Here is a 24,876-nt window from a genome sequence, read left to right on the forward strand (position 1 = left end):
AGCGATGTGAGTCCGAAAAGTGTCCGGGTTTTTTGTCCCGGAAGATCTGGGGTAAACTGCCCCCCTGTCCTTGTCGGAACACGCAGATGAAACTCACCCCCCAAGCCTCCCTGTCGACCCTCAATACCCTGGCGCTGGATGCGCACTGTCTCTGGCTGGCAGACGTGACCCAGCTGGATGACCTCGCACAGTTGCGGGTTCACCCCGAGCTGAGCGTCTTGCCGCGCCTGGTGCTGGGCGGCGGCAGCAACATCCTGTTCTGCGATGACTTCGCCGGTCTGGTGGTGCACAACGGCCTGAAGGGGATTGCGCTGCACGACGAGGGGGATCACTGGCTGCTGCACGTGGCGGCCGGCGAGAACTGGCACAAGCTGGTGTGCCATGCCCTGCAGCAGGGCTGGTACGGCCTGGAGAACCTGGCGCTCATTCCCGGCACCGTCGGTGCCGCCCCAGTGCAGAACATCGGTGCCTACGGGGTCGAGCTGGCCAGTGTCTGCGCCTATGTGGAGGCATTCAACTGGCACAGCGGCGAGGTGGAGCGCATCGACGCCGCCGATTGCCAGTTCGGTTACCGTGACAGCATCTTCAAGCACGCCTGTCAGGACTCCCACTTCATCACCGCAGTCGGCCTGCGTCTGCCCAAGGCCTGGCGACCGGTGGCGGGGTACGGCCCCCTTGCCGCCTTGGGGGAGGCGCCGAGTGCACAAGCCATCTTCGACACCGTCTGCGCCACTCGCATGGCCAAGCTGCCGGATCCCGCCGTGCTCGGCAATGCGGGCAGCTTCTTCAAGAACCCGGTGGTGCCTGCCGCATTGGCTGAGACCCTGAGACAGCAATACCCGCAGATGCCCAGCTACCCGGCCGGCGACGGTCAGGTGAAGCTGGCGGCGGGCTGGCTGATCGATCAGTGCGGCCTCAAGGGGTTCGCCATCGGCCGTGCCGCCGTCCATCAGGAGCAGGCGTTGGTGCTGGTCAACCAGGGGGGCGCCAGCGCCATGGAGCTGATCGCCCTGGCGGCCCATGTGCGGGACAGCGTGGAGCAGAAGTTCGGGGTGGTGCTGGAGCACGAGGTGCGCTTCATGGGCCGCAGCGGCGAGACCCGGCTCGATGAGGTACTGGCATGATCCTGACCCCCATCCGGCAGACGCTGATCACCCTGCTCAGCGACGGCCAGTTCCACTCGGGCGAGCAGCTCGGCGAGCGGCTCGGCATCAGCCGGGCGGCGGTGAGCAAGCACATGGCTGCGCTCAAGGAGCTGGGGCTGGACTTATTCAGCCTGACCGGCAAAGGCTACCGGCTCGCGGTGCCCATGGCGCTCTATGACGAGGCGCAGCTGCGGGCGCTGGCGCCCATGGCACCGGTGCACTGCTTCCCGGTGATCGACTCCACCAACCAGTACCTGCTGGAGCGGGTCAACCAGCTGAGCTCAGGCGAGAGCTGTCTGGCCGAGTGCCAGACCGCCGGCCGGGGGCGCCGCGGCAAGCCCTGGGTCTCCCCCTTCGGCTGCCAGCTGATCCTCAGCATGTACTGGCGGCTGGAGCAGGGCATGGCGGCCGCCATGGGGCTCAGCCTGGCGGTGGGGGTGGCCGTGGTGGAGGCGCTGGAGTCGCTCGGTTATCCAGGGGTTGAGCTCAAGTGGCCGAACGATCTCTACTATCAGGGCCGCAAGCTGGCGGGCATTCTGGTGGAGATGAGCGGCAGTGCCGGCGCCAGCTGCAATCTGGTGATCGGGGTCGGCCTCAATCTTGCGATGCCGAGCCGGGAGGGGGAGAAGATCGATCAGGCCTGGTCCGAGCTGCGCCACATCCAGCCCGAACTGGTGGACCGCAACCAGCTGGCCGCCTGCGTGCTGTTGCACCTGCAGCAGGCCATGCAGACCTTCGAGCAGACCGGGCTGGCGAGCTTCGTCGAGAGCTGGAACCGGCTCGATCACTTCGCCGGCCATCCGGTGAAACTGTTGATGGGGGAGCAGGTGATCCGCGGGATCGCCAGGGGCATCGACGATCGCGGGGCCCTGCGGCTGGAGACGGAGGAGGGGATCAAGTTCTACCTGGGTGGGGAGATCTCCCTGCGCCGGGGGGACTGAGACTCCATCCGGCATGAATGAGAAGAGGGGGCCCATGGGCCCCCTCTTCGTCGCTGTCATTATTTGCGCAGCTTGATCTGCTCGATAGCGTGCTCCCTGCCCTTGGTCAGGATCAGGTTCGCCCGCTCCCGGGTCGGCAGGATGTTCTCTTGCAGATTCAGGTAGTTGATATCCTGCCAGATGTTGTTGGCGATCTCGGTGGCCTCGCTCTCCGCCAGCCTGGCATAGTGGTGGAAATAGGAGTCGGGATCCGAGAAGGCGCCGCTGCGGAACTTGAGGAAGCGGTCTATGTACCAGGTGCGCAGCAGCTCGGCGTCGGCGTCCACATAGATGGAGAAGTCGACGAAGTCGGACACGAAGACGCGATGGGGGTCCTGGGGATAGTCCATGCCGCTTTGCAGCACGTTGAGCCCTTCCAGGATTAGGATGTCCGGTTGCTCCACCACCTTCTTCTCGTCGGGCAGGATGTCGTAGACGAGGTGGGAGTAGACGGGGGCCTCGACCTTCTCGTGGCCGGCGCGGATATTGGCGACAAATTCCACCAGATGGCGGATGTCATAGGACTCGGGGAACCCCTTGCGGCGCATCAGGCCGCGGGCTTCCAGCTCCTTGTTGGGAAACAGGAAGCCATCCGTGGTGACCAGCTCCACCCTGGGGTGCTCAGGCCAGCGTTCCAGCAGTGCCTGCAGGATGCGGGCCGTGGTGCTCTTGCCCCCCGCCACGCTGCCGGCGATGCTGATGATATAGGTGCCCTTACCGCGGGACTGGCCGAGAAACTGCTCCAGCACCCGGCTGCGCCGCTGCTTGGCCTTGACGTAGAGATTGAGCAGGCGGGAGAGGGGCAGGTAGATCTCTTCCACCTCCCGCAATGACACCTTCTCGTTGATGCCGCGCAGGGTCTGCAGATCGTGCTCGGTCAGGGTCAGGGGGACCGCATCGCGCAATAACGCCCATTGTTCGCGGGTGAATTGCAAATAGGGGTTATGCTCTGTTGTCATGGTGTCATCACTGTTTCTTGGGCAGGGCGACCATACACCAAGGGGTCGGGAGCGACAAGGGACGCGTCCGGTTGGGACGGAGAAGGAGCGCTTTTTTGCCTAGATCCCGGCAATAATGCACATTTTGCAAGGCGCAATGGTTGCATCCCCAAAATCCTTACCATAAAATGCGCGACGCTTGGATGTCTGTCGTCTATTTGCCCAGCAAAAGCGACAAAAACAACGGGTGCAAGCAGAATTACCGTTGTGGCATTTATGCAACCGGAGGGGTTCCCGAGCGGCCAAAGGGATCAGACTGTAAATCTGACGGCTCTGCCTTCGAAGGTTCGAATCCTTCTCCCTCCACCATATTTCTCTGCGGTTTGAGTTCTTTGGGTTAGAGAAATGCGGGCATCGTATAATGGCTATTACCTCAGCCTTCCAAGCTGATGATGCGGGTTCGATTCCCGCTGCCCGCTCCAAGATGCTGATATGGCTCAGGTAATTCTGAAAGCCACACCCTAGGGTGAGTTCGGCAATCGAACCAGCCTGTCAGCACCAGCCTCTCTGCTCCCCGTGATTCAAATCCATCATATAAACTGTTCTGTGGTTAGCTTGCCACCGCGTACTCAGCGTTAGTTTAGAGGGACGATCATGTCTAAAGAAAAATTTGAGCGTAATAAACCGCACGTTAACGTGGGTACCATCGGCCACGTTGACCACGGTAAAACCACCCTGACCGCTGCCATCACCAACGTGCTGGCCAAGCACTTCGGTGGTAAAGCTTTCGCCTTCGACCAGATCGACAAGGCACCGGAAGAGCGTGAGCGTGGTATCACCATCAACACCTCCCACGTAGAATACGACACCGCTACCCGTCACTACGCCCACGTAGATTGCCCGGGTCACGCCGACTACGTTAAAAACATGATCACCGGTGCTGCCCAGATGGACGGCGCGATCCTGGTAGTAGCAGCGACTGACGGCCCGATGCCGCAGACTCGTGAGCACATCCTGCTGGGTCGTCAGGTAGGCGTTCCGTACATCATCGTGTTCATGAACAAGTGCGACATGGTCGATGACGAAGAGCTGCTGGAACTGGTCGAGATGGAAGTTCGCGAACTGCTGTCCGAGTACGACTTCCCGGGTGATGACCTGCCGGTCGTACGTGGTTCCGCACTGAAAGCGCTGGAAGGCGACGCCCAGTGGGAAGAGAAGATCCTGGAACTGGCAAACCACCTGGATACCTACATCCCGGAGCCGGAGCGTGCGATTGACCAGCCGTTCCTGATGCCGATCGAAGACGTCTTCTCCATCGCAGGCCGTGGTACCGTAGTAACCGGTCGTGTAGAGCGCGGTATCGTCAAGGTTGGCGAAGAAGTGGAAATCGTGGGTATCAAAGATACCACCAAGACCACCTGTACCGGTGTTGAAATGTTCCGCAAGCTGCTGGACGAAGGCCGTGCTGGTGAGAACGTTGGCGCGCTGCTGCGTGGCGTGAAGCGTGAAGACGTGGAGCGTGGTCAGGTACTGGCCAAGCCGGGCACCATCAAGCCGCACACCAAGTTCGAATCCGAAGTGTACGTGCTGTCCAAGGAAGAAGGTGGTCGTCATACCCCGTTCTTCAAGGGCTACCGTCCGCAGTTCTACTTCCGTACTACCGACGTGACCGGTACCATCGAACTGCCGGAAGGCGTAGAGATGGTCATGCCGGGCGACAACATCAAGATGGTTGTTACCCTGATTGCGCCGATCGCGATGGACGACGGCCTGCGTTTCGCCATCCGTGAAGGTGGCCGTACCGTAGGTGCTGGTGTTGTAGCCAAAGTTATCGCGTAATCTTGGCTTACATAAATAAAGCAAAGCCCCTATAATAGGGGCTTTCTTATGCAGGGGCGTAGTTCGAATTGGTAGAACAGCGGTCTCCAAAACCGATGGTTGCGGGTTCGAGTCCTGCCGCCCCTGCCATATACCTCGTCTCGTACGGGGCTTTTGTGTCTTTGGTTACGTCAGATACAGGTGGGTTGTATGAGTGTTAGTTCTGAGGGTCAGGGCGGAAGCAAGGATACCCTGCTTTGGGGCCTGGTTTTCATCATCCTGGCGGCCGCTGTAGTGGGCAATTACCTGCTGAGCGACGTTATTGCTGCCGTCCGCGCCCTGGGTGTGGTCGTTGTCATCGCCGCTGCCGGTGCAGTGGCCCTGCAAACCACCAAGGGCAAGGCAACACTGGCTTTTGCTCGTGAGTCTCGCCTGGAAGTCCGCAAGGTCGTATGGCCAACCCGTCAGGAAGCCATTCAGACAACCCTGATTGTGCTGGCGGTGACCGCCGTGATGGGGCTGTTGCTGTTCGTCTTGGACGGTGCCTTGGTCTGGTTGGTCAACCTGATTACCGGTGTGTAAGGATAAGCCATGACTGAACAACGTGAACAGCGTATGAGATGGTATGTGGTGCAGGCGTTTTCCGGCTATGAAGGCCGGGTTGCCAAATCCCTGCGTGAACATATCAAGATGCATGGCATGGAAGAGCTGTTTGGCGAAGTGCTGGTCCCGACCGAAGAAGTGGTCGAGATGCGCGCTGGCCAGAAGCGCAAGAGTGAGCGCAAATTTTTCCCGGGCTACGTCCTGGTTCAGATGGTGATGGATGAGACCACATGGCACCTGGTACGCAATGTACCGCGCGTCATGGGCTTCATCGGTGGCACTTCCGATCGTCCCGCTCCTATCTCCGATAAAGAAGCGGATGCCATCCTCAATCGTCTGCAAGATGCCCACGACAAGCCGCGTCCGAAAACCCTGTTTGAACCGGGTGAAATGGTGCGGGTTGCCGATGGTCCGTTCGCCGACTTCAACGGTACTGTTGAAGAGGTGGACTACGAAAAGAGCCGCGTGAAGGTCTCCGTACTGATCTTCGGCCGCTCAACGCCGGTAGAACTGGATTTTGGTCAGGTCGAGAAAGGCTGATTAATCTCTGTACGTTTAACGGTTGTCAGGGGCAGCGATTATCTCTATAATTCGCTGCCCCTTTATTTGTTGGGGAGCCGTTTGCAGGAGCATGTCTCCGAGGCGTTAGAACCCATTTTTGAGGTATTTTTGTAATGGCTAAGAAAGTCACAGCTTATATCAAGCTGCAAGTTAAGGCTGGCAGTGCTAACCCCAGCCCTCCCGTTGGTCCTGCTCTGGGTCAGCACGGTGTAAACATCATGGAATTCTGTAAGGCATTCAACGCCCGTACAGAAAAGCTGGAAAAAGGTTCTCCGACTCCGGTCGTGATCACCGTTTACAGCGACCGTTCCTTCACCTTCGAAACCAAGACTCCGCCCGCTTCCTTCCTGCTGAAGAAAGCCGCTGGTATCCAGTCTGGTTCCGCCAAGCCGAACAAAGACAAGGTTGGTAAGGTGACTGTGGCTCAGCTGCAAGAAATCGCCAAGACCAAAGAGCCGGATATGACTGGTGCCGATCTGGATGCAAAAGTACGTTGCATCGCCGGTTCCGCTCGTTCCATGGGCCTGGTAGTGGAGGAGTAAGACAATGGCTAAACTGTCCAAGCGTATGCGCGTTATTCGCGAAAAAGTTGACGGTACCAAAGAGTACTCCATCAACGAAGCCATTGCCCTGCTGAAAGAACTGGCCACTGCCAAGTTCGTTGAAAGCGTTGACGTTGCCGTTAACCTGGGTATCGATGCTCGTAAATCCGACCAGAACGTACGTGGTGCAACTGTACTGCCGCACGGTACCGGTCGTGACATCCGTGTCGCCGTGTTCACCCAGGGTGCCAACGCCGAAGCCGCCAAGGCTGCCGGTGCTGAACTGGTTGGTATGGACGACCTGGCCGAGCTGGTCAAGAAAGGCGAGATGAACTTCGACGTCGTGATCGCATCCCCGGATGCCATGCGCGTTGTTGGTCAACTGGGTCAAATCCTGGGCCCGCGCGGCCTGATGCCGAACCCGAAGGTTGGTACCGTGACTCCGAACGTAGCCGAAGCCGTCAAGAACGCCAAGGCTGGTCAGGTTCGTTACCGTAACGACAAGAACGGTATCATTCACACCACTCTGGGCAAGGTCTCTTTCAACGAAGTTCAGCTGAAAGAAAACTTGGAAGCGCTGCTGGTTGCCTTGAAGAAGGCCAAGCCGTCCTCCGCCAAGGGTGTATTCATCAAGAAAGTCAGCATCTCCACCACCATGGGTGCCGGTGTTGCCGTAGACCAAGCTTCCCTGGAAGCGCAGGCCTAATTGATGGGTTTTACAAGGCGCAAAATTTAATCTATAATTTTGCGCCTTGATTGGTTGGGGGTTTCGACCTCCGTCCAAGACCGCAGGAGGCCGCAGGGCCTTAATTTTTCCTGCGTAGACGGTGCCGGAAACCCAGCGAGAAAGATTCTTTCTCTTCTGGAATCCTGCTACCGCATCGTTCCCCTCTGTTGTAAAGGTAGGGGGGATGTGTCAGTACTGGGTCAACAGACCCGGATTCAATCCAGGAGTTAAGCCAATGGCATTGGGACTCGAAGACAAAAAGGCAATTGTTGCTGAAGTCAACGAAGCTGCCAAAGGCGCTCTTTCTGCAGTTGTAGCCGATTCTCGCGGCGTCACTGTAGACAAGATGACCGTCCTGCGTAAGACCGCTCGTGAAGCTGGTGTGTACATGCGCGTTGTGCGTAACACCCTGCTGCGTCGCGCGGTAGAAGGTACCGAATACGAGTGCCTCAACGACGCATTTACCGGTCCTACCTTGATTGCTTTCTCCAACGAACACCCGGGCGCTGCCGCTCGTCTGTTCAAAGAGTTTGCCAAAGCGAACCAAAAGTTCGAAATCAAGGCTGGCGCTTTTAACGGTGAGTTTATCGCCGCAGCACAAATTGATCGTCTGGCCACGCTGCCGACCTACGAAGAAGCAATTGCGAAGTTGATGGCTACCATGAAGGAAGCCTCTGCTGGCAAGCTGGTTCGTACTATCGCTGCTGTTCGCGACCAGAAACAAGCTGCTGCTTGATTCTCGCCTATCTAGGCTGTTTGAGTTTATTCAACATCAGGAATTTTTGTCATGTCTATCACTAAAGACCAAATCATCGAAGCCGTTGCTTCCATGTCCGTAATGGAAGTTGTTGAGCTGATCGAAGCTATGGAAGAGAAGTTCGGTGTTTCTGCCGCTGCTGCCGTCATGGCCGGCCCGGCTGCTGCTGAAGCAGTAGAAGAGAAGACCGAGTTCGACGTAGTTCTGACTGCTGCTGGCGCCAACAAAGTTGCCGTCATCAAGGCCGTTCGTGGCGCTACCGGTCTGGGCCTGAAAGAAGCCAAGGACCTGGTAGAAGCTGCTCCGACCAATCTGAAAGAAGCCGTGTCCAAGGACGAAGCTGAAGCTCTGAAGAAAGAGCTGGAAGCTGCCGGTGCTTCTGTTGAGATCAAATAATCTGCATTTATGTAGATTAGCCTGATAAAACAGGCTAGGGCTGGTGAATGTTTGTTCACCAGCCTTTTTGCGCTGTAGACTGAGAGCATTTCACACCGTTTACGACTCTCGGTGCACCAGCAATCCGGACCGCTTCATCGTCCGGGCCAACACAAAACGGTGTTGAGACAGAGCTGTCCCGCGGGACAGAGTGGGTCACTTATCAGCGAGCTGAGGAACCCTATGGTTTACTCTTATACCGAAAAAAAACGCATTCGTAAGGACTTCGGTAAGCGAGACCAGGTACTGGACACGCCTTATCTGTTGTCCATTCAGCTGGACTCCTTCAAGCAGTTCATCGAGGCCGACCCGGAAGGTGAATATGGCCTAGAGGCCGCTTTCCGTAGCGTTTTCCCGATCACCAGTTACTCCGGTAGTGCTGAGCTTCAGTATGTCAGCTATCGCCTGGGTGAGCCGGTATTTGACGTAAAAGAATGCCAGATCCGTGGAGTGACCTACTCCGCGCCGCTGCGTGTCAAGCTTCGTATGGTTCTGTACGACCGTGAAGCAGCTGCCGGCACCGTCAAAGATATCAAGGAACAAGAAGTATACATGGGCGAAATTCCGCTCATGACCGAAAACGGCACCTTTGTGATCAATGGTACCGAGCGGGTTATCGTCTCCCAGCTGCACCGCAGCCCGGGCGTCTTCTTCGACCACGATAAAGGCAAAACACATTCATCCGGTAAGGTACTGTATAACGCCCGCGTTATCCCCTACCGTGGCTCCTGGCTGGACTTCGAGTTCGATGCGAAAGACAACCTGTTTGTCCGTATCGACCGTCGTCGCAAACTGCCGGCCTCCATTATTCTGCGCGCCCTGGACTTCAGCTCCGAAGAAATCCTGGCCACCTTCTTCGAGACTATCGGTTTCGAGGTCAAGGATGGCAAGTTGATGATGGATCTGGTACCCGAGCGCCTGCGTGGCGAAACCGCGACCTTCGACATCATTGCAAATGGTGCCGTGGTGGTCGAGACCGGTCGTCGTGTCACCGCGCGTCACATCCGCCAGCTGGAAAAAGACGGCATCACCCAGATCGAGGTGCCGGTCGAGTATGTTGTTGGCAAGGTTGCAGCCAAGAACTATGCGCATCCGCAGACTGGTGAGATGGTCGTCACCGCCAACCAGGCCCTGAGCCTGGAAGCGGTTGCCAACCTGTCCCAAGCCGGCTTCAAGCACTTCGAGGTTCTGTTCACCAACGAACTGGACCACGGTGCCTACATGTCCGAGACCCTGCGTATCGACTCCAGCTCCAGCCGCCTGGAAGCCCTGGTCGAGATCTATCGCATGATGCGTCCGGGCGAGCCGCCCACTCGCGAAGCGGCCGAACAGCTGTTCGAGAACCTGTTCTTCTCTTCCGAGCGTTACGACCTGTCTACCGTGGGTCGGATGAAGTTCAACCGCCGTCTGGGTCGTGAAGACGAGACCGGCGTCGGCGTGCTGACCAAGGACGACATCGTCGAGGTCATGAAGCGCCTGATCGACATCCGTAACGGCAACGACGAAGTGGACGATATCGACCACCTGGGTAACCGTCGCATCCGTTCCGTCGGCGAAATGGCCGAGAACCAGTTCCGCGTCGGTCTGGTCCGTGTCGAGCGTGCGGTGAAGGAACGCCTGTCTCTGGGCGATCTGGACACCCTGATGCCGCAGGATCTGATCAACGCCAAGCCGATCTCCGCCGCGGTCAAAGAGTTCTTCGGTTCCAGCCAGCTGTCCCAGTTCATGGATCAGAACAACCCGCTGTCCGAAGTGACCCACAAGCGCCGTATCTCCGCGCTGGGCCCGGGCGGTCTGACCCGTGAGCGTGCCGGCTTCGAAGTTCGAGACGTACACCCAACCCACTACGGCCGTCTGTGCCCCATCGAAACGCCGGAAGGTCCGAACATTGGTCTGATCAACTCGCTGTCCGTGTATTCCCGCACCAACGAGTACGGTTTCCTCGAGACCCCGTACCGCAAGGTGATCGACGGTGTGATCACCGACGAAGTGGACTACCTGTCCGCGATCGAAGAAGGCAAGTACGTGATCGCCCAGGCCAACGCCGCGACCACCGAAGATGGCCGTCTGAAAGATGAGCTGATCCCGTGCCGTCACAAGGGTGAATCCACCTTTATGAACGCTGACCAGATCCAGTATATGGACGTGAGCCCGCAACAGATCGTCTCTGTGGCAGCGGCCCTGATCCCCTTCCTGGAGCACGATGATGCTAACCGAGCCCTGATGGGTTCGAACATGCAACGTCAGGCCGTACCGACCCTGCGCGCCGACAAGCCGCTGGTAGGTACCGGTATGGAACGCGCCGTGGCCGTCGACTCCGGTGTAACCGTGGTGGCCAAGCGTGGTGGCATGATCGACTACGTCGATGCCTCCCGTATCGTTATCAAGGTCAACGAAGATGAGCTGCTGCCTGGCGAAGCCGGCATCGACATCTACAACCTGACCAAGTACACCCGTTCCAACCAGAATACCTGTATCAACCAGCGTCCGTGCGTGATGTTGGGCGAGCCGGTGATGGCGGGCGACGTGCTGGCTGACGGCCCGTCCACCGACCTGGGTGAACTGGCGCTGGGCCAGAACCTGCGCGTCGCGTTCATGCCGTGGAACGGTTACAACTTCGAAGACTCGATCCTGGTGAACGAACGCGTGGTTCAGGAAGATCGCCTGACTACCATCCACATCCAGGAACTGGCCTGTATCTCCCGCGACACCAAGCTGGGTCCGGAAGAGATCACTGCCGACATCCCGAACGTGGGTGAAGCCGCGCTGTCCAAGCTGGACGAGTCCGGTATCGTCTACGTGGGTGCGGAAGTGAAGGGCGGCGACATCCTGGTCGGCAAGGTGACCCCGAAGGGCGAAACCCAGCTGACCCCGGAAGAGAAGCTGCTGCGCGCCATCTTTGGCGAGAAGGCGTCCGACGTGAAGGACTCCTCCCTGCGCGTACCGAACGGTGTGTACGGTACCGTGGTTGACGTGCAGGTCTTTACCCGCGATGGCGTGGAAAAAGACAAGCGCGCCAAAGAAATCGAAGAGATGCAGCTGAAGGAAGCGAAGAAGGACTTGACCGAAGAGTTCAAGATCCTGGAAGACGGCATTTTCGGCCGTTCCCGCAACCTGCTGCTGGCCGCCGGTTACAGCGAAGATCGTCTGAACAAGCTGGATCGTTCCAAGTGGTTTGAACTGGCCATCGAAGATGAAGCCAAGCAAATCGAGCTGGAGCAGATCGCCGAACAGCACGTCGAGCTGAAGGCCGAGTTCGACAAGAAATTCGAGAACAAGCGTCGCAAGATCATCCAGGGCGATGACCTGGCGCCGGGCGTGCTGAAGATCGTCAAGGTCTATCTGGCCGTCAAGCGTCGCATCCAGCCGGGTGACAAGATGGCGGGCCGTCACGGTAACAAGGGTGTTATCTCCAAGATCTGCCCGGTCGAGGACATGCCCCATGACGAGTACGGCCGTCCGGTCGACATCGTACTGAACCCGCTGGGCGTACCGTCCCGTATGAACATCGGTCAGATCCTCGAAGTGCATCTGGGCCTCGCGGCCAAGGGCATCGGCGAGAAGATCGACCGCATGATCAAGGATCAGCGCGAGCTGCACGAGATGCGCGAGTTCCTGCAACAGGTCTATGACCTGGGCGAGAAGGACTCCCAGCAAGTGAACATCGCCGAGCTGTCTGACGACGACGTGCGTACCCTGGTGGGTAACCTGCGTAAGGGTCTGCCGGTGGCTACGCCTGTCTTTGATGGTGCCAAAGAGCGCGAAATCAAGGCCTTGCTGAAGCTGGCCGATCTGCCGGAATCCGGTCAGATCTCCCTGTACGACGGTCGTACCGGCAACGCCTTCGAGCGCAAGGTCACCGTGGGTTACATGTACATGCTGAAGCTGAACCACTTGGTAGACGACAAGATGCACGCGCGTTCTACCGGTTCCTACAGCCTGGTTACCCAGCAGCCGCTGGGTGGTAAGGCGCAGTTCGGTGGTCAGCGGTTCGGTGAGATGGAAGTGTGGGCCCTGGAGGCTTACGGTGCGGCATATACCCTGCAGGAAATGCTGACCGTCAAGTCTGACGATGTGAACGGCCGTACCAAGATGTACAAGAACATCGTGGATGGCGACCACCGTATGGAGCCGGGCATGCCCGAATCCTTCAACGTATTGCTGAAGGAAATCCGCTCTCTGGGTATCAACATCGAGCTGGACGAAGAGTAAGAGCTCGCTCTTATTGTTCGAGAATTGACGTGGGCGCCCCGCTGTTTCGGCAGCAGGGGCGCCGAGGTTAGACTCCTGACAGGGGAAACACGTGAAAGACTTACTCAAGTTTTTGAAGGCTCAGACCAAGACCGAAGAGTTTGACAGTATCAAGATCGGTCTGGCCTCTCCTGACATGATCCGCTCCTGGTCATTCGGTGAGGTCAAAAAGCCTGAGACCATCAACTACCGGACTTTCAAGCCGGAGCGTGATGGTCTGTTCTGCGCCCGTATCTTCGGACCGGTGAAGGACTACGAGTGTCTGTGCGGCAAGTACAAGCGCCTGAAACACCGTGGTGTGATCTGTGAGAAGTGCGGCGTAGAAGTGACCCAGACCAAGGTCCGTCGTGAGCGCATGGGCCACATCGAGCTGGCCAGCCCGACTGCCCACATCTGGTTCCTGAAGTCCCTGCCGTCCCGTATCGGTCTGCTGCTGGACATGACCCTGCGTGACATCGAGCGCGTGCTGTATTTCGAATCCTATGTGGTGATCGAACCCGGCATGACCAACCTCGAGCGCAGCCAGATGCTGTCCGAAGAGAACTATCTGGACGCACTGGAAGAGTGGGGCGACGAATTCGATGCCAAGATGGGTGCCGAGGCCATTCTGGCCCTGCTGCGCGCCATCGATCTGGAAGGCGAAGTCAAGGCCATGCGTGAGGAGCTGGATCAGACCAACTCCGAGACCAAGCGCAAGAAGACCACCAAGCGTCTGAAGCTGATGGAAGCCTTCCTGCAATCCGGCAACAAGCCGGAGTGGATGATCATGACAGTGCTGCCCGTGCTGCCGCCGGACCTGCGTCCGCTGGTACCGCTGGACGGCGGTCGTTTCGCGACCTCCGATCTGAACGATCTGTACCGTCGCGTGATCAACCGTAACAACCGTCTGAAGCGTCTGCTGGACCTGGCGGCTCCGGACATCATCGTGCGCAACGAAAAGCGCATGCTGCAAGAGTCCGTGGATGCCCTGCTGGACAACGGCCGTCGTGGTCGTGCCATCACCGGCTCCAACAAGCGCCCGCTGAAATCCCTTGCCGACATGATCAAGGGTAAGCAAGGTCGTTTCCGTCAGAACCTGCTGGGTAAACGTGTCGACTACTCCGGTCGTTCCGTTATCACCGTAGGTCCGACCCTGCGTCTGCATCAGTGCGGTCTGCCGAAGAAGATGGCGCTGGAGCTGTTCAAGCCCTTCATCTATGGCAAGCTGGAATCCCGCGGTCTGGCGACCACCATCAAGGCCGCCAAGAAGATGGTGGAGCGCGAAGAAGCCGTCGTTTGGGACATCCTGGACGAAGTGATCCGCGAACACCCGGTCCTGCTGAACCGTGCACCGACCCTGCACCGTCTGGGTATCCAGGCGTTTGAACCGACCCTGATCGAAGGCAAGGCCATCCAGCTGCACCCGCTCGTCTGTGCCGCCTATAACGCGGACTTCGACGGTGACCAGATGGCGGTCCACGTACCGCTGACCCTGGAAGCCCAGCTGGAAGCGCGCGCCCTGATGATGTCCACCAACAACATCTTATCGCCCGCCTCCGGTGAGCCGATCATCGTTCCTTCCCAGGACGTGGTCTTGGGTCTGTACTACATGACCCGTGCCCGCATCAACGCCAAGGGTGAAGGCATGGTGCTGTCCGGTCCGAAAGAGGCCGAGAAGGTCTACCGTGCCGGTCTGGCCGACCTGCATGCTCGCGTCAAGTGCCGCATCACCGAGTACGTGAAGAACGAAGCCGGTGAACTGGTTGCCAAGACCGAGATGAAGAACACCACCGTTGGTCGTGCGATCCTGAGCCTGATCCTGCCCAAAGGCATGGAATACGCGCTGATCGACGAGCCCAAGGTGCTGACTGCTGCAGAGCAGGCCGATCTGGACGCCAACCCGCAGAACTGGATCAAGTGCGTCTCCAACAAGGCGCTGGGCAAGAAGCTCATCTCTCGTCTGCTGAACACCTGCTATCGCAAGCAGGGCCTGAAGGACACCGTCATCTTCGCTGACCAGCTGATGTATACCGGTTTCCACTACGCGGCCCTGTCCGGTGCGTCCGTTGGTATCGATGACATGGTCATCCCGGATGCCAAGAAGGACATCATCGCCGCCGCTGAAGCCGAAGTCGCCGAGATCCAGGACCAGTTCCTGTCCGGTCTGGTGACCGCGGGTGAACGCTACAACAAGGTTATCGATATCTGGGCCAGCGCGAACGATCGCGTCTCCAAGGCCATGATGGACAACCTTTCCAAGGAGCGTAACGTCAACTCCCTGGGCGATGAGGAAGAACAGGCCTCCTTCAACAGCATCTTCATGATGGCCGACTCCGGTGCGCGGGGTTCCGCCGCCCAGATCCGTCAGCTGGCCGGTATGCGTGGCCTGATGGCGAAGCCGGATGGCTCCATCATCGAAACGCCGATCGTGGCGAACTTCCGTGAAGGTCTGAACGTACTGCAGTACTTCATCTCCACTCACGGTGCTCGTAAGGGTCTGGCGGATACCGCACTGAAGACCGCGAACTCCGGTTACCTGACCCGTCGTCTGGTTGACGTGGCCCAGGACATGGTGATCACCGAGGACGATTGCGGCACTACCGACGGTCTGTGGATGACTCCGCTGATCGAGGGGGGCGACGTGGTCGAGCCGCTGCGTGAGCGCGTGCTGGGTCGTGTGGTGGCCGAGGACGTCATCAAGCCGGGTACCGAGGATGAAGTGCTGGTAGCGCGTAACACCCTGCTCGACGAGCAGCTGTGTGACCTGCTGGAGCGCAACTCCGTCGACCGCGTGAAGGTACGTTCTGCCATCACCTGTGAGACCGACTTCGGTAACTGTGCTCACTGCTATGGCCGTGATCTGGCCCGTGGTCACCTGGTTAACAAGGGTGAGGCTGTCGGTGTTATCGCCGCCCAGTCCATCGGTGAGCCGGGTACCCAGCTGACGATGCGTACCTTCCACATCGGTGGTGCCGCATCCCGAGCGGCTGCCGAGAGCAGCATCCAGGTGAAGAACACCGGTAGCATCAAGCTGCAGAACGCCAAGTTCGTTCTGAACAACTCTGACAAGCTGGTTATCACCTCCCGTTCTACCGAGCTGACCATCATGGACGAGATGGGCCGTACCAAGGAAAGCCACAAGCTGCCTTACGGTTCCGTCCTGGAAGTGAAGGATGGCCAGGCCGTGAGCGCCGGTGATACCGTCGCGAACTGGGACCCGCACACCCACCCGATCATCACCGAAGTGGCAGGTCGTCTGCACTTCGAACACATGATCGATGGCGTGACCATCACTCGTCAGACCGACGAGCTGACCGGTCTCTCCTCCATCGTCGTGCTGGACGTCAACGAGCGTCCGAGCGCCGGTAAAGAGATGCGTCCGACCGTGAAACTGGTCGACCTGAACGGCAAGGATGTGATGATCCCGGGCACGGACGTTCCCGCCCAGTACTTCCTGCCGGGCAAGGCGATCGTGAACCTGGAAGATGGCGCCAACGTGGGCGTGGGTGACGCGGTTGCGCGTATCCCGCAAGAGTCCAGTGGTACTAAGGACATCACCGGTGGTCTGCCGCGCGTTGCGGATCTGTTCGAAGCACGTCAGCCGAAAGAGCCGGCCATTCTGGCCGAAATCTCCGGCACCATCTCCTTCGGGAAAGAGACCAAGGGCAAGCGCCGCCTGGTCATCACCCCGACCGACGGTGGCGAGATCTACGAAGAGATGATTCCGAAGTGGCGTCACCTCAACGTGTTCGAAGGTGAAAAAGTTGAGAAGGGTGAAGTCCTGGCGGACGGTCCTGAGTCTGCTCACGACATCCTGCGTCTGCGCGGTATCAGCCCGGTCGCCAACTACATCGCCAACGAAGTGCAGGACGTTTACCGTCTGCAGGGCGTTAAGATCAACGACAAGCACATCGAAGTCATCGTGCGTCAGATGCTGCGCAAGTGCGAGATCCTGAGCGCCGGCGACACCGACCTGATCGAAGGCGAGCAGGTTGAAGTGGCCCGTGTGAAGATTGCCAACCGTAAACTGGTTGCCGAAGGCAAGACCCCGGCTACCTACCGTCACATCCTGATGGGTATTACCAAGGCATCTCTGAGCACCGAGTCCTTCATCTCCGCGGCTTCCTTCCAGGAAACCACCCGGGTTCTGACCGAAGCAGCCGTTGGCGGCAAGCGCGACGAACTGCGTGGCCTGAAAGAGAACGTGATCGTGGGTCGTCTGATCCCGGCGGGTACCGGCTTTGCCTACCACCACAGCCGGATCAACCAGCGTGCCGCCGCAGCCCGTGCTGTCGGTGTACCGCAGGTGACTGCCGATGAGGCTCAGCAAAATCTGGCGGATCTGCTCAACGCAGCCGGCAGCTTTGACGAAGAGTAATCTTCCGCTGCAGTGATCGAAAAGGGCCCCTTCTAGGGGCCCTTTTTTCGTTCAGCCCCCGGCCGCCAGCCTGCACCGGGCTGGGGCAGGGGATGATCCAGTGCAAGGTTATAGAGCAAAAAATCAAAAAAAGTTGACATTGACCCCTCGCAATTGAAAACTCGGGAAAGTTGAATGGGTATTACAGGGGTAGAACATGGCTGTCGGTATCGAGGAAGTATTGCTTCCCGAAGAGCAACTGAGCGGTCGCGCTTTTACAGACGAAGACAGGGAATTGTTGCGTTCATATGGGGGCCTCATCGATGGCCTGGCCGATCTGTTCGGCAAGCACTGCGAGGTGGTGCTCCACTCCCTGGAAAATCTGCATGAGTCCGTGATCCAAATCGCGAATGGTTTCAATACGGGTCGTACTCTAGGGGCGCCGATCACCGATCTCGCCCTGCGCATGCTCAAGGACATCGAGAGCACGGGCCAGGATCACACCCAGAGTTATTTTGCCCGCAGCCGGACCGGTGCCCTGATGAAATCGAGCACCATCGCCATCCGCAACCGCGACAAGCAGGTGATCGGTCTTATCTGCATCAACCTGCACATCAATGCGCCCTTCCACGAGTTCGTGGCCGAGTTCTTCCCGACCCCGCAGCAGGTGGAGCGCCAATCGCCGGAGACCTTCGCCAACAGCGTCGAGGAGCTGGTCGCCCAGACGGTGGACAACACCATCGACGAGATCAACCGCGATCCCTCCGTGGCCAACAACGCGAAGAACCGTTTTATCGTGACCCAGTTGTTCGAGAAGGGCATATTTGATATCAAGGACTCGATCAATCTGGTCGCCGACAAGCTGAATATTTCCAAACATACCGTGTATCTCTACATCCGACAGCGCAAGCAGGGTGAAGAAGAGAGCGAGTAAGCGCCATAGATAGGGGATAGATAACAATGGCTAAAGAAGTGATTGCAACCGACAAGGCGCCAGCCGCAATTGGCCCTTATGTTCAGGCGACCAAGCTGGGTGAGCTGGTGTTCACCTCAGGGCAGATCCCGCTCGATCCTGCCACCATGGACATAGTCGCCGGTGGCATCGAAGCTCAGGCCGAACAGGTGATGAAGAATCTGGTTGCAGTATTGAAGGCTGCAGGGGCGGATACCAGCAAGGTGCTGAAGACCACCTGCTTCCTGAGCGACATGAACAACTTCGTGGCCTTCAACCAGGTGTATGCCCGCTACTTCGGGGAGTCCGCTCCGGCACGCTCCTGCGTGGAAGTGGCGCGCCTGCCCAAGGACGTCCTGGTCGAAGTGGAAGCCATTGCTCATCTTTGAGCCTCTGTATTGGCAGAAGCCCCTCCCAGGAGGGGCTTTTTCGTCTTTGAGGTAGAATGGTTGCATACCCTTGCAGGAGTCCGGACATGAGTCTGAATTTTGCGCTGCTGGTCACCGGGCCCGCCTATGGTACCCAGACGGCCAGCACCGCCTATCGCTTCGCCCTGAGCCTGGTCCAGCAGGGGCACCGCTTGTCCCATCTGTTCTTCTATCAGGATGGGGTTCACAACGGCAACGGTCTGCATGCCCCGGCCAGCGATGAGACCGATCTGGTTGCGCTGTGGCGTGAATTGGCGCTGGCACAAGGCATCGCCATCGATGTGTGCGTGGCTGCGGCGATGCGACGTGGGGTGATCGACGAGACGGAGGCGAGGAGTGCAGGCAAATCCCAGTTCAATCTGCAGGCGCCGTTTCGCCTGAGCGGCCTGGGCCAGTTGGCCGAGGCCAGCCTGACTGCCGATCGCTTCGTCCAGTTCTAGGGGGTGACATGACCAAGATAGCTTTTATCTGTCGCCGTGGTCCCCACGGTACGGCGAGCGGTCGGGAGGGGCTGGATGCCCTGCTGGCGACCTCGGCCCTGACGGAGTCTCTGGCCCTCTTCCTGATGGGAGACGGCGTATTGCAGCTGGTGAAGGAGCAGTCGCCCCAGGCGACACTGCAGCGTCACTATGCCCCGACCTTCAAGATGCTGGAACTGTATGATATCGATGAGGTCTACGTCTGCGCGGTGTCGCTGGCCGAGCGCGGGCTGACGGTGTCGGATCTGCTGATCCCCGTGACCCTGTTGTCCCCCGCTGAGATCCGCCGTTCCTGGGACGATTTCACCACCCACATCTGCTTCTGAGGTGCCCATGATACAGATGGTATTGAACTCTCCCTTCCTGACCCAGGATCTCGAACAGGTGCTGCGCTATCGTCGGGAAGAGGATCTGCTGGTGCTGATGCAGGACGCCGTGGTGGCCACGGTGGCGCCGTCGTGGCGTGAACGGCTGGCTGGCATCCCGCTCTATGTCATGGTGGAAGACTTGCAGGCGAGGGGATTGTCATCCGGGATCGGGATGGAACTCGACATGCCCGGTTTGATCAGCCTGATCGCCGAACATGGATCGCCGCAGACCTGGGCCAGCTAGTTTGTGTTTTCACGATATAACTCAGGTGCTTAGCATAATGGTAACGGACTGTCATTTGCCATTTCGGTGCACAAATTGTATAAATCTTGACTCCCCAGACAACAGGGCATAAAATTTCGCGTCCCCGTATCTGCGGGGAGGATTTTTCACACGTTTATGAAGTCATTATCAGGAGCCTTTTGATGGCAACTATTAACCAGTTGGTTCGCAAGCCACGCACCAAGCTCGTTGTGAAAAGCAACGTGCCGGCGTTGGAAGCGTGCCCTCAGAAGCGTGGCGTATGCACCCGTGTATACACCACCACCCCGAAGAAGCCTAACTCTGCACTGCGTAAAGTATGCCGTGTACGTCTGACCAACGGCTTCGAAGTCACCTCCTATATCGGTGGTGAAGGTCACAACCTGCAGGAACACTCCGTTGTTCTGATCCGTGGCGGTCGTGTAAAGGACTTGCCAGGTGTTCGTTATCACACCGTTCGTGGTGCGTTGGACTGTGCCGGTGTTAAAGACCGTAAGCAGGCTCGCTCCAAGTACGGCGTGAAGCGTCCGAAAGCTTAATGGTTCTCCGTTAAGTAAGGCCAAACGTTAATTCGTTTCTAGTTAGATAACTTTCTAGTTTTGGGTAACCCCTGAAGTTACGGAGAATTTGAAATGCCAAGACGTCGTGTTGTTGGTCAGCGTAAAATCCTGCCGGATCCCAAGTTCGGATCTGAGCTGCTGGCTAAATTTGTCAACGTAGTAATGGTTGACGGTAAGAAATCTGTTGCAGAAGCCATCGTATATGGCGCCCTGGACATCATTGCCACCAAATCTGGCAAAGAGCACCTGGCCCTGTTCGAAGTCGCTCTGGACAACATTCGTCCGGCGGTCGAGGTTAAATCTCGTCGCGTCGGTGGTGCAACCTATCAGGTGCCGGTAGAAGTTCGTCCGGTACGTCGCAACGCCCTGGCGATGCGCTGGTTGGTTGATGCCGCTCGTAAACGTGGTGAAAAATCAATGGCTCAGCGTTTGGCTGGCGAGCTGCTGGATGCCGCTGATAATAAGGGTTCGTCTGTCAAGAAACGTGAAGACGTTCACCGTATGGCTGAAGCGAACAAGGCCTTCGCTCACTTCCGCTGGTAATCCGCTTGCGCAGGGTCTTCTGGCTCTGCGCACCTTTAATTATCTGGGGACAAGTGCCCTAGTAAGAGGATGACAATGGCTCGTACAACCCCCATTGAGCGTTATCGTAACATCGGTATCTCCGCTCACATCGACGCCGGTAAGACTACTACTACCGAGCGCGTCCTGTTTTACACCGGCGTAAGTCACAAGATCGGTGAAGTTCACGATGGCGCCGCCACCATGGACTGGATGGAACAGGAACAAGAGCGTGGTATCACCATCACCTCCGCCGCGACCACCGCTTTCTGGTCCGGTATGGGTAAACAGTTCCAACCGCACCGTATCAACATCATCGATACCCCGGGCCACGTTGACTTTACTATCGAAGTAGAGCGCTCCATGCGTGTTCTGGATGGCGCCGTGATGGTGTACTGTGCCGTAGGTGGCGTACAGCCCCAGTCTGAAACCGTATGGCGTCAGGCTAACAAGTACAAGGTTCCCCGTATCGCGTTCGTCAACAAGATGGACCGTACCGGTGCCAACTTCCTGCGCTGCGTTGAGCACATCAAGACCCGTCTGAAAGGCAACCCGGTTCCGCTGCAACTGAACATCGGTTCAGAAGAGAACTTCAAGGGTGTTATCGACCTGGTCAAGATGAAGGCCATCAACTGGAGCGAAGCCGACCAGGGCGTTTCCTTCGACTACGAAGACGTGCCGGCCGAGCTGCTGGAACAAGCGCAAGAAATGCGCATGAACCTGGTTGAAGCCGCTGCCGAAGCGTCTGAAGACCTGATGGAAAAATACCTGGGTGGTGAAGAACTGACCGAGGAAGAGATCAAGAAGGCTCTTCGTCAGCGCGTTCTGAACAACGAAATCATCCTGGTTACCTGTGGCTCCGCGTTCAAGAACAAGGGCGTACAGGCCATGCTGGATGCCGTGGTCGAGTACCTGCCGGCGCCGACTGACGTTGCTGCTATCGACGGTCTGAAGCTGGACGGCGAGACCAAGGACGAGCGTCACGCTTCCGATGACGAGCCGTTCTCCGCTCTGGCGTTCAAGATTGCTACCGACCCGTTCGTGGGCAACCTGACCTTCTTCCGCGTTTACTCCGGTGTGGTTAACTCCGGTGACTCCGTGCTGAACTCCGTCAAAGAGAAGCGCGAGCGTTTTGGCCGTATCGTTCAGATGCACGCCAACAAGCGTGAAGAGATCAAAGAAGTTCGTGCGGGCGACATCGCCGCAGCCATCGGTCTGAAGGACGTCACCACCGGTGACACCCTGTGTGACGAAAACGCCCCGATCATCCTGGAGCGTATGGAATTCCCGGAGCCGGTAATCTCCATTGCCGTTGAGCCGAAATCCAAGGCTGACCAGGAGAAGATGGGTCTGGCTCTGGGCCGTCTGGCTCAGGAAGATCCGTCCTTCCGTGTATGGACCGACGAAGAATCTGGCCAAACCATCATCGCCGGTATGGGTGAGCTGCACCTGGACATCATCGTTGACCGTATGCGTCGCGAGTTCAAGGTAGAAGCGAACGTAGGTAAGCCGCAGGTTGCCTACCGTGAAACCATCCGCACCACCGTCAAGGACATCGAAGGCAAGCATGCCAAGCAGTCCGGTGGTCGTGGTCAGTACGGTCACGTCGTTATCGACATGTACCCGCTGGAAGAAGGCAAAGCCTACGAATTCGTCAACGACATCAAGGGTGGCGTGATCCCGGGCGAATTCATTCCGGGCGTCGACAAGGGTATCCGCGAGCAGCTGAAGTCCGGCCCGCTGGCAGGTTATCCGGTAATGGATCTGGGCGTGCGTCTGCACTTCGGTTCCTACCACGATGTCGACTCTTCCGAACTGGCGTTCAAGATCGCTGCTTCCCTGGCGTTCAAGGCTGGCTTCATGAAGGCCAACCCGGTTCTGCTCGAGCCGATCATGAAGGTCGAAGTCGAGACTCCGGAAGACTACATGGGCGACGTGATCGGTGACCTGAACCGTCGTCGCGGCCTGATCGAAGGCATGGAAGATGGCCCGTCCGGCAAAATCGTACGTGCTCTGGTGCCGCTGGCCGAGATGTTCGGTTACGCCACTTCCCTGCGTTCTGCTACCCAGGGTCGCGCTTCCTACGCCATGGAATTCGCCAAGTATCACGATGCCCCGACCAACGTCGCCCAGGCCGTGATCGAAGAGCGCAAATCCAAGTAATTTAAGATTCCCCGCCTACGACGGTAGGCGGGTTTAACCTAGAAGGACTACGTCGTGTCTAAAGAAAAATTTGAGCGTAATAAACCGCACGTAAACGTCGGCACCATCGGCCACGTTGACCACGGTAAAACCACCCTGACCGCTGCCATCACCAACGTGCTGGCCAAGCACTTCGGTGGTAAAGCTTTCGCCTTCGACCAGATCGACAAGGCACCGGAAGAGCGTGAGCGTGGTATCACCATCAACACCTCCCACGTAGAATACGACACCGCTACCCGCCACTACGCCCACGTAGATTGCCCGGGTCACGCCGACTACGTTAAAAACATGATCACCGGTGCTGCCCAGATGGACGGCGCGATCCTGGTAGTAGCAGCGACTGACGGCCCGATGCCGCAGACTCGTGAGCACATCCTGCTGGGTCGTCAGGTAGGCGTTCCGTACATCATCGTGTTCATGAACAAGTGCGACATGGTCGATGACGAAGAGCTGCTGGAACTGGTCGAGATGGAAGTTCGCGAACTGCTGTCCGAGTACGACTTCCCGGGTGATGACCTGCCGGTCGTACGTGGTTCCGCACTGAAAGCGCTGGAAGGCGACGCTCAGTGGGAAGAGAAGATCCTGGAACTGGCAAACCACCTGGATACCTACATCCCGGAGCCGGAGCGTGCGATTGACCAGCCGTTCCTGATGCCGATCGAAGACGTGTTCTCCATCGCAGGCCGTGGTACCGTAGTAACCGGTCGTGTAGAGCGCGGTATCGTCAAGGTTGGCGAAGAAGTGGAAATCGTGGGTATCAAAGATACCACCAAGACCACCTGTACCGGTGTTGAAATGTTCCGCAAGCTGCTGGACGAAGGCCGTGCTGGTGAGAACGTTGGCGCGCTGCTGCGTGGCGTGAAGCGTGAAGACGTGGAGCGTGGTCAGGTACTGGCCAAGCCGGGCACCATCAAGCCGCACACCAAGTTCGAATCCGAAGTGTACGTACTGTCCAAAGAAGAAGGTGGTCGTCATACCCCGTTCTTCAAGGGCTACCGTCCGCAGTTCTACTTCCGTACTACCGACGTGACCGGTACCATCGAACTGCCGGAAGGCGTAGAGATGGTGATGCCGGGCGACAACATCAAGATGGTTGTTACCCTGATTGCGCCGATCGCGATGGACGACGGCCTGCGTTTCGCCATCCGTGAAGGTGGCCGTACCGTAGGTGCTGGTGTTGTAGCTAAAGTTATCGCTTAATCGATACTTTATATACGCACATGAAAGGGGTGGCTTCGGCCACCCCTTTTACTTTTGGGGCTTTAAATGGCCTGTGAGATACTTTGCGAAATTATTGATAGAGGTAGCTGCTGTGAGTAAACCCGCCATTTTTCTGGATCGTGACGGTGTCATCAACGAAGACACGGGTTATGTCAGCCAGGTTGATGACTTCCACTTTCTGCCCGGGGCGATCGAAGCCATGCAATTGCTGAAGAAGAAGGGCTACCTGCTGGTCGTGGTCACCAATCAGTCCGGCATTGCCCGAGGCTACTTCACTGAAGATGATTTCATGAACCTGACCGAATGGATGGATTGGTCCCTGGCCGATCGGGACGTGGATCTCGATGGTATCTATTTCTGTCCACATCATACTGACCACGGTGCGCCTTGCGACTGCCGCAAACCCGAACCCGGCATGCTGCTGCTTGCCCAGCAGGAGCTCGATATCGATATGAGCCGCTCCTATATGGTGGGTGACAAGCCGTCCGACCTGAAAGCGGCCATCAATGCCAAGGTAGGTCACAAGGTGATGGTGCGCACCGGCAAGCCGGTAACGGATGCGGGGATCGCGTTGGCCGATGCCATCTATGACAACCTGCATGATTTTGCCGTGGCGACCCCCACCGCAGGCTGATTTCGCTGGATTAAGATGCTTTTTGGTGGCTTTGTGAGCGGTTGAACGATGAAAACCATCTTTTTGTAATTATCCCCTTGCCAGAACAAATCCGCTCCCTATAATGCGCCTCCATC

The 24,876-nt window shown here is 57.9% G+C and carries 22 protein-coding genes and 3 tRNA genes; 24 read left to right on the forward strand and 1 reads right to left on the reverse strand.

Annotation, left to right across the window (positions count from 1 at the left end; genetic code table 11):
* The first annotated feature begins 86 nt into the window (after positions 1-86).
* Both murB and birA read left to right on the forward strand, forming a co-directional pair.
* The gene (murB, locus tag R2B70_RS01240; protein ID WP_318162450.1) at positions 87-1,124 is read left to right on the forward strand and encodes a UDP-N-acetylmuramate dehydrogenase; all 1,038 of its coding nucleotides are present in this window, start codon (positions 87-89) and stop codon (positions 1,122-1,124) included.
* On the forward strand, positions 1,121-2,086 hold the full coding sequence (gene birA, locus R2B70_RS01245; RefSeq protein WP_318162451.1) for a bifunctional biotin--[acetyl-CoA-carboxylase] ligase/biotin operon repressor BirA: 966 nt from the start codon (positions 1,121-1,123) through the stop codon (positions 2,084-2,086). The genes murB and birA overlap by 4 nt, the downstream gene beginning before the upstream one ends.
* Positions 2,087-2,145: 59 nt before the next feature.
* Here the strand turns inward: birA and coaA are convergent, their stop codons facing one another.
* The gene (gene coaA / locus R2B70_RS01250; RefSeq protein WP_216991500.1) at positions 2,146-3,084 is read right to left on the reverse strand and encodes a type I pantothenate kinase; all 939 of its coding nucleotides are present in this window, start codon (positions 3,082-3,084) and stop codon (positions 2,146-2,148) included.
* A gap of 263 nt (positions 3,085-3,347) precedes the next feature.
* Here coaA and R2B70_RS01255 point away from each other — a divergent pair.
* From R2B70_RS01255 to gmhB, 22 genes are all read left to right on the forward strand, one after another.
* A tRNA-Tyr gene (locus R2B70_RS01255) sits at positions 3,348-3,432 on the forward strand.
* Positions 3,433-3,470: 38 nt separating this feature from the next.
* Positions 3,471-3,545: transfer RNA gene (locus tag R2B70_RS01260), tRNA-Gly, on the forward strand.
* Positions 3,546-3,717: 172 nt separating this feature from the next.
* On the forward strand, positions 3,718-4,902 hold the full coding sequence (tuf, locus tag R2B70_RS01265; protein WP_209795068.1) for an elongation factor Tu: 1,185 nt from the start codon (positions 3,718-3,720) through the stop codon (positions 4,900-4,902).
* Positions 4,903-4,954: 52 nt separating this feature from the next.
* A tRNA-Trp gene (locus tag R2B70_RS01270) sits at positions 4,955-5,031 on the forward strand.
* Positions 5,032-5,091: 60 nt separating this feature from the next.
* On the forward strand, positions 5,092-5,463 hold the full coding sequence (gene secE, locus R2B70_RS01275) for a preprotein translocase subunit SecE (protein WP_010675960.1): 372 nt from the start codon (positions 5,092-5,094) through the stop codon (positions 5,461-5,463).
* A 33-nt stretch (positions 5,464-5,496) separates the two neighbouring features.
* On the forward strand, positions 5,497-6,024 hold the full coding sequence (gene nusG, locus R2B70_RS01280; RefSeq protein WP_197055467.1) for a transcription termination/antitermination protein NusG: 528 nt from the start codon (positions 5,497-5,499) through the stop codon (positions 6,022-6,024).
* Between the two features lie 134 nt (positions 6,025-6,158).
* Positions 6,159-6,587, forward strand: a complete 429-nt coding sequence (gene rplK, locus R2B70_RS01285) for a 50S ribosomal protein L11 (RefSeq protein ID WP_005306313.1) — start codon at positions 6,159-6,161, stop codon at positions 6,585-6,587.
* A 4-nt stretch (positions 6,588-6,591) separates the two neighbouring features.
* Positions 6,592-7,293 carry a 50S ribosomal protein L1 gene (gene rplA, locus R2B70_RS01290; RefSeq protein WP_010675958.1) on the forward strand — a complete coding sequence of 234 codons (702 nt, stop codon included), beginning with the start codon at positions 6,592-6,594 and terminating at the stop codon, positions 7,291-7,293.
* A 256-nt stretch (positions 7,294-7,549) separates the two neighbouring features.
* Entirely contained in the window at positions 7,550-8,050 is a 501-nt protein-coding gene (rplJ, locus tag R2B70_RS01295; protein ID WP_005339895.1) for a 50S ribosomal protein L10, read from the forward strand.
* Positions 8,051-8,101: 51 nt separating this feature from the next.
* Positions 8,102-8,467: a 50S ribosomal protein L7/L12 gene (gene rplL / locus R2B70_RS01300; RefSeq protein ID WP_010675957.1), complete on the forward strand. Its 366-nt coding sequence runs from the start codon at positions 8,102-8,104 to the stop codon at positions 8,465-8,467.
* A 222-nt stretch (positions 8,468-8,689) separates the two neighbouring features.
* Positions 8,690-12,718, forward strand: a complete 4,029-nt coding sequence (gene rpoB / locus R2B70_RS01305) for a DNA-directed RNA polymerase subunit beta (RefSeq protein ID WP_042074470.1) — start codon at positions 8,690-8,692, stop codon at positions 12,716-12,718.
* Positions 12,719-12,809: 91 nt separating this feature from the next.
* Entirely contained in the window at positions 12,810-17,114 is a 4,305-nt protein-coding gene (gene rpoC / locus R2B70_RS01310) for a DNA-directed RNA polymerase subunit beta' (protein WP_042074468.1), read from the forward strand.
* A 196-nt stretch (positions 17,115-17,310) separates the two neighbouring features.
* Positions 17,311-18,027, forward strand: a complete 717-nt coding sequence (locus tag R2B70_RS01315; RefSeq protein ID WP_042074464.1) for a transcriptional regulator — start codon at positions 17,311-17,313, stop codon at positions 18,025-18,027.
* 26 nt (positions 18,028-18,053) lie between these two features.
* On the forward strand, positions 18,054-18,434 hold the full coding sequence (locus R2B70_RS01320; protein ID WP_042074462.1) for a RidA family protein: 381 nt from the start codon (positions 18,054-18,056) through the stop codon (positions 18,432-18,434).
* 86 nt (positions 18,435-18,520) lie between these two features.
* The gene (gene tusD / locus R2B70_RS01325) at positions 18,521-18,913 is read left to right on the forward strand and encodes a sulfurtransferase complex subunit TusD (RefSeq protein ID WP_318162452.1); all 393 of its coding nucleotides are present in this window, start codon (positions 18,521-18,523) and stop codon (positions 18,911-18,913) included.
* 8 nt (positions 18,914-18,921) lie between these two features.
* Complete coding sequence (gene tusC, locus R2B70_RS01330) at positions 18,922-19,278, forward strand: sulfurtransferase complex subunit TusC (RefSeq protein WP_219143007.1); 357 nt, start codon at positions 18,922-18,924, stop codon at positions 19,276-19,278.
* Positions 19,279-19,285: 7 nt separating this feature from the next.
* On the forward strand, positions 19,286-19,564 hold the full coding sequence (gene tusB / locus R2B70_RS01335; RefSeq protein WP_219143006.1) for a sulfurtransferase complex subunit TusB: 279 nt from the start codon (positions 19,286-19,288) through the stop codon (positions 19,562-19,564).
* Positions 19,565-19,746: 182 nt separating this feature from the next.
* Positions 19,747-20,121, forward strand: a complete 375-nt coding sequence (gene rpsL / locus R2B70_RS01340; RefSeq protein ID WP_026456685.1) for a 30S ribosomal protein S12 — start codon at positions 19,747-19,749, stop codon at positions 20,119-20,121.
* A 93-nt stretch (positions 20,122-20,214) separates the two neighbouring features.
* Positions 20,215-20,685: a 30S ribosomal protein S7 gene (gene rpsG, locus R2B70_RS01345; protein ID WP_010675949.1), complete on the forward strand. Its 471-nt coding sequence runs from the start codon at positions 20,215-20,217 to the stop codon at positions 20,683-20,685.
* A 75-nt stretch (positions 20,686-20,760) separates the two neighbouring features.
* The gene (gene fusA, locus R2B70_RS01350; RefSeq protein WP_042074448.1) at positions 20,761-22,866 is read left to right on the forward strand and encodes an elongation factor G; all 2,106 of its coding nucleotides are present in this window, start codon (positions 20,761-20,763) and stop codon (positions 22,864-22,866) included.
* Positions 22,867-22,920: 54 nt separating this feature from the next.
* Entirely contained in the window at positions 22,921-24,105 is a 1,185-nt protein-coding gene (gene tuf / locus R2B70_RS01355; protein WP_209795068.1) for an elongation factor Tu, read from the forward strand.
* Positions 24,106-24,217: 112 nt separating this feature from the next.
* Positions 24,218-24,760, forward strand: a complete 543-nt coding sequence (gene gmhB, locus R2B70_RS01360) for a D-glycero-beta-D-manno-heptose 1,7-bisphosphate 7-phosphatase (protein ID WP_318162453.1) — start codon at positions 24,218-24,220, stop codon at positions 24,758-24,760.
* The last annotated feature ends 116 nt before the right edge of the window (positions 24,761-24,876 follow it).

The sequence above is a fragment of the Aeromonas sp. XH genome (genome assembly GCF_033348475.1).
GTDB classification, from domain to species: domain Bacteria; phylum Pseudomonadota; class Gammaproteobacteria; order Enterobacterales; family Aeromonadaceae; genus Aeromonas; species Aeromonas sanarellii.

What these genes read in the sequence shown, in the direction of transcription:
- murB (WP_318162450.1), top strand. Translation starts at nt 87, where the DNA reads ATGAAACTCACCCCCCAAGCCTCCCTGTCGACCCTCAATACCCTGGCG.
- birA (WP_318162451.1), top strand. Translation starts at nt 1,121, where the DNA reads ATGATCCTGACCCCCATCCGGCAGACGCTGATCACCCTGCTCAGCGAC.
- coaA (WP_216991500.1), bottom strand. Translation starts at nt 3,084, where the DNA reads ATGACAACAGAGCATAACCCCTATTTGCAATTCACCCGCGAACAATGG.
- tuf (WP_209795068.1), top strand. Translation starts at nt 3,718, where the DNA reads ATGTCTAAAGAAAAATTTGAGCGTAATAAACCGCACGTTAACGTGGGT.
- secE (WP_010675960.1), top strand. Translation starts at nt 5,092, where the DNA reads ATGAGTGTTAGTTCTGAGGGTCAGGGCGGAAGCAAGGATACCCTGCTT.
- nusG (WP_197055467.1), top strand. Translation starts at nt 5,497, where the DNA reads ATGAGATGGTATGTGGTGCAGGCGTTTTCCGGCTATGAAGGCCGGGTT.
- rplK (WP_005306313.1), top strand. Translation starts at nt 6,159, where the DNA reads ATGGCTAAGAAAGTCACAGCTTATATCAAGCTGCAAGTTAAGGCTGGC.
- rplA (WP_010675958.1), top strand. Translation starts at nt 6,592, where the DNA reads ATGGCTAAACTGTCCAAGCGTATGCGCGTTATTCGCGAAAAAGTTGAC.
- rplJ (WP_005339895.1), top strand. Translation starts at nt 7,550, where the DNA reads ATGGCATTGGGACTCGAAGACAAAAAGGCAATTGTTGCTGAAGTCAAC.
- rplL (WP_010675957.1), top strand. Translation starts at nt 8,102, where the DNA reads ATGTCTATCACTAAAGACCAAATCATCGAAGCCGTTGCTTCCATGTCC.
- rpoB (WP_042074470.1), top strand. Translation starts at nt 8,690, where the DNA reads ATGGTTTACTCTTATACCGAAAAAAAACGCATTCGTAAGGACTTCGGT.
- R2B70_RS01315 (WP_042074464.1), top strand. Translation starts at nt 17,311, where the DNA reads ATGGCTGTCGGTATCGAGGAAGTATTGCTTCCCGAAGAGCAACTGAGC.
- R2B70_RS01320 (WP_042074462.1), top strand. Translation starts at nt 18,054, where the DNA reads ATGGCTAAAGAAGTGATTGCAACCGACAAGGCGCCAGCCGCAATTGGC.
- tusD (WP_318162452.1), top strand. Translation starts at nt 18,521, where the DNA reads ATGAGTCTGAATTTTGCGCTGCTGGTCACCGGGCCCGCCTATGGTACC.
- tusC (WP_219143007.1), top strand. Translation starts at nt 18,922, where the DNA reads ATGACCAAGATAGCTTTTATCTGTCGCCGTGGTCCCCACGGTACGGCG.
- tusB (WP_219143006.1), top strand. Translation starts at nt 19,286, where the DNA reads ATGATACAGATGGTATTGAACTCTCCCTTCCTGACCCAGGATCTCGAA.
- rpsL (WP_026456685.1), top strand. Translation starts at nt 19,747, where the DNA reads ATGGCAACTATTAACCAGTTGGTTCGCAAGCCACGCACCAAGCTCGTT.
- rpsG (WP_010675949.1), top strand. Translation starts at nt 20,215, where the DNA reads ATGCCAAGACGTCGTGTTGTTGGTCAGCGTAAAATCCTGCCGGATCCC.
- fusA (WP_042074448.1), top strand. Translation starts at nt 20,761, where the DNA reads ATGGCTCGTACAACCCCCATTGAGCGTTATCGTAACATCGGTATCTCC.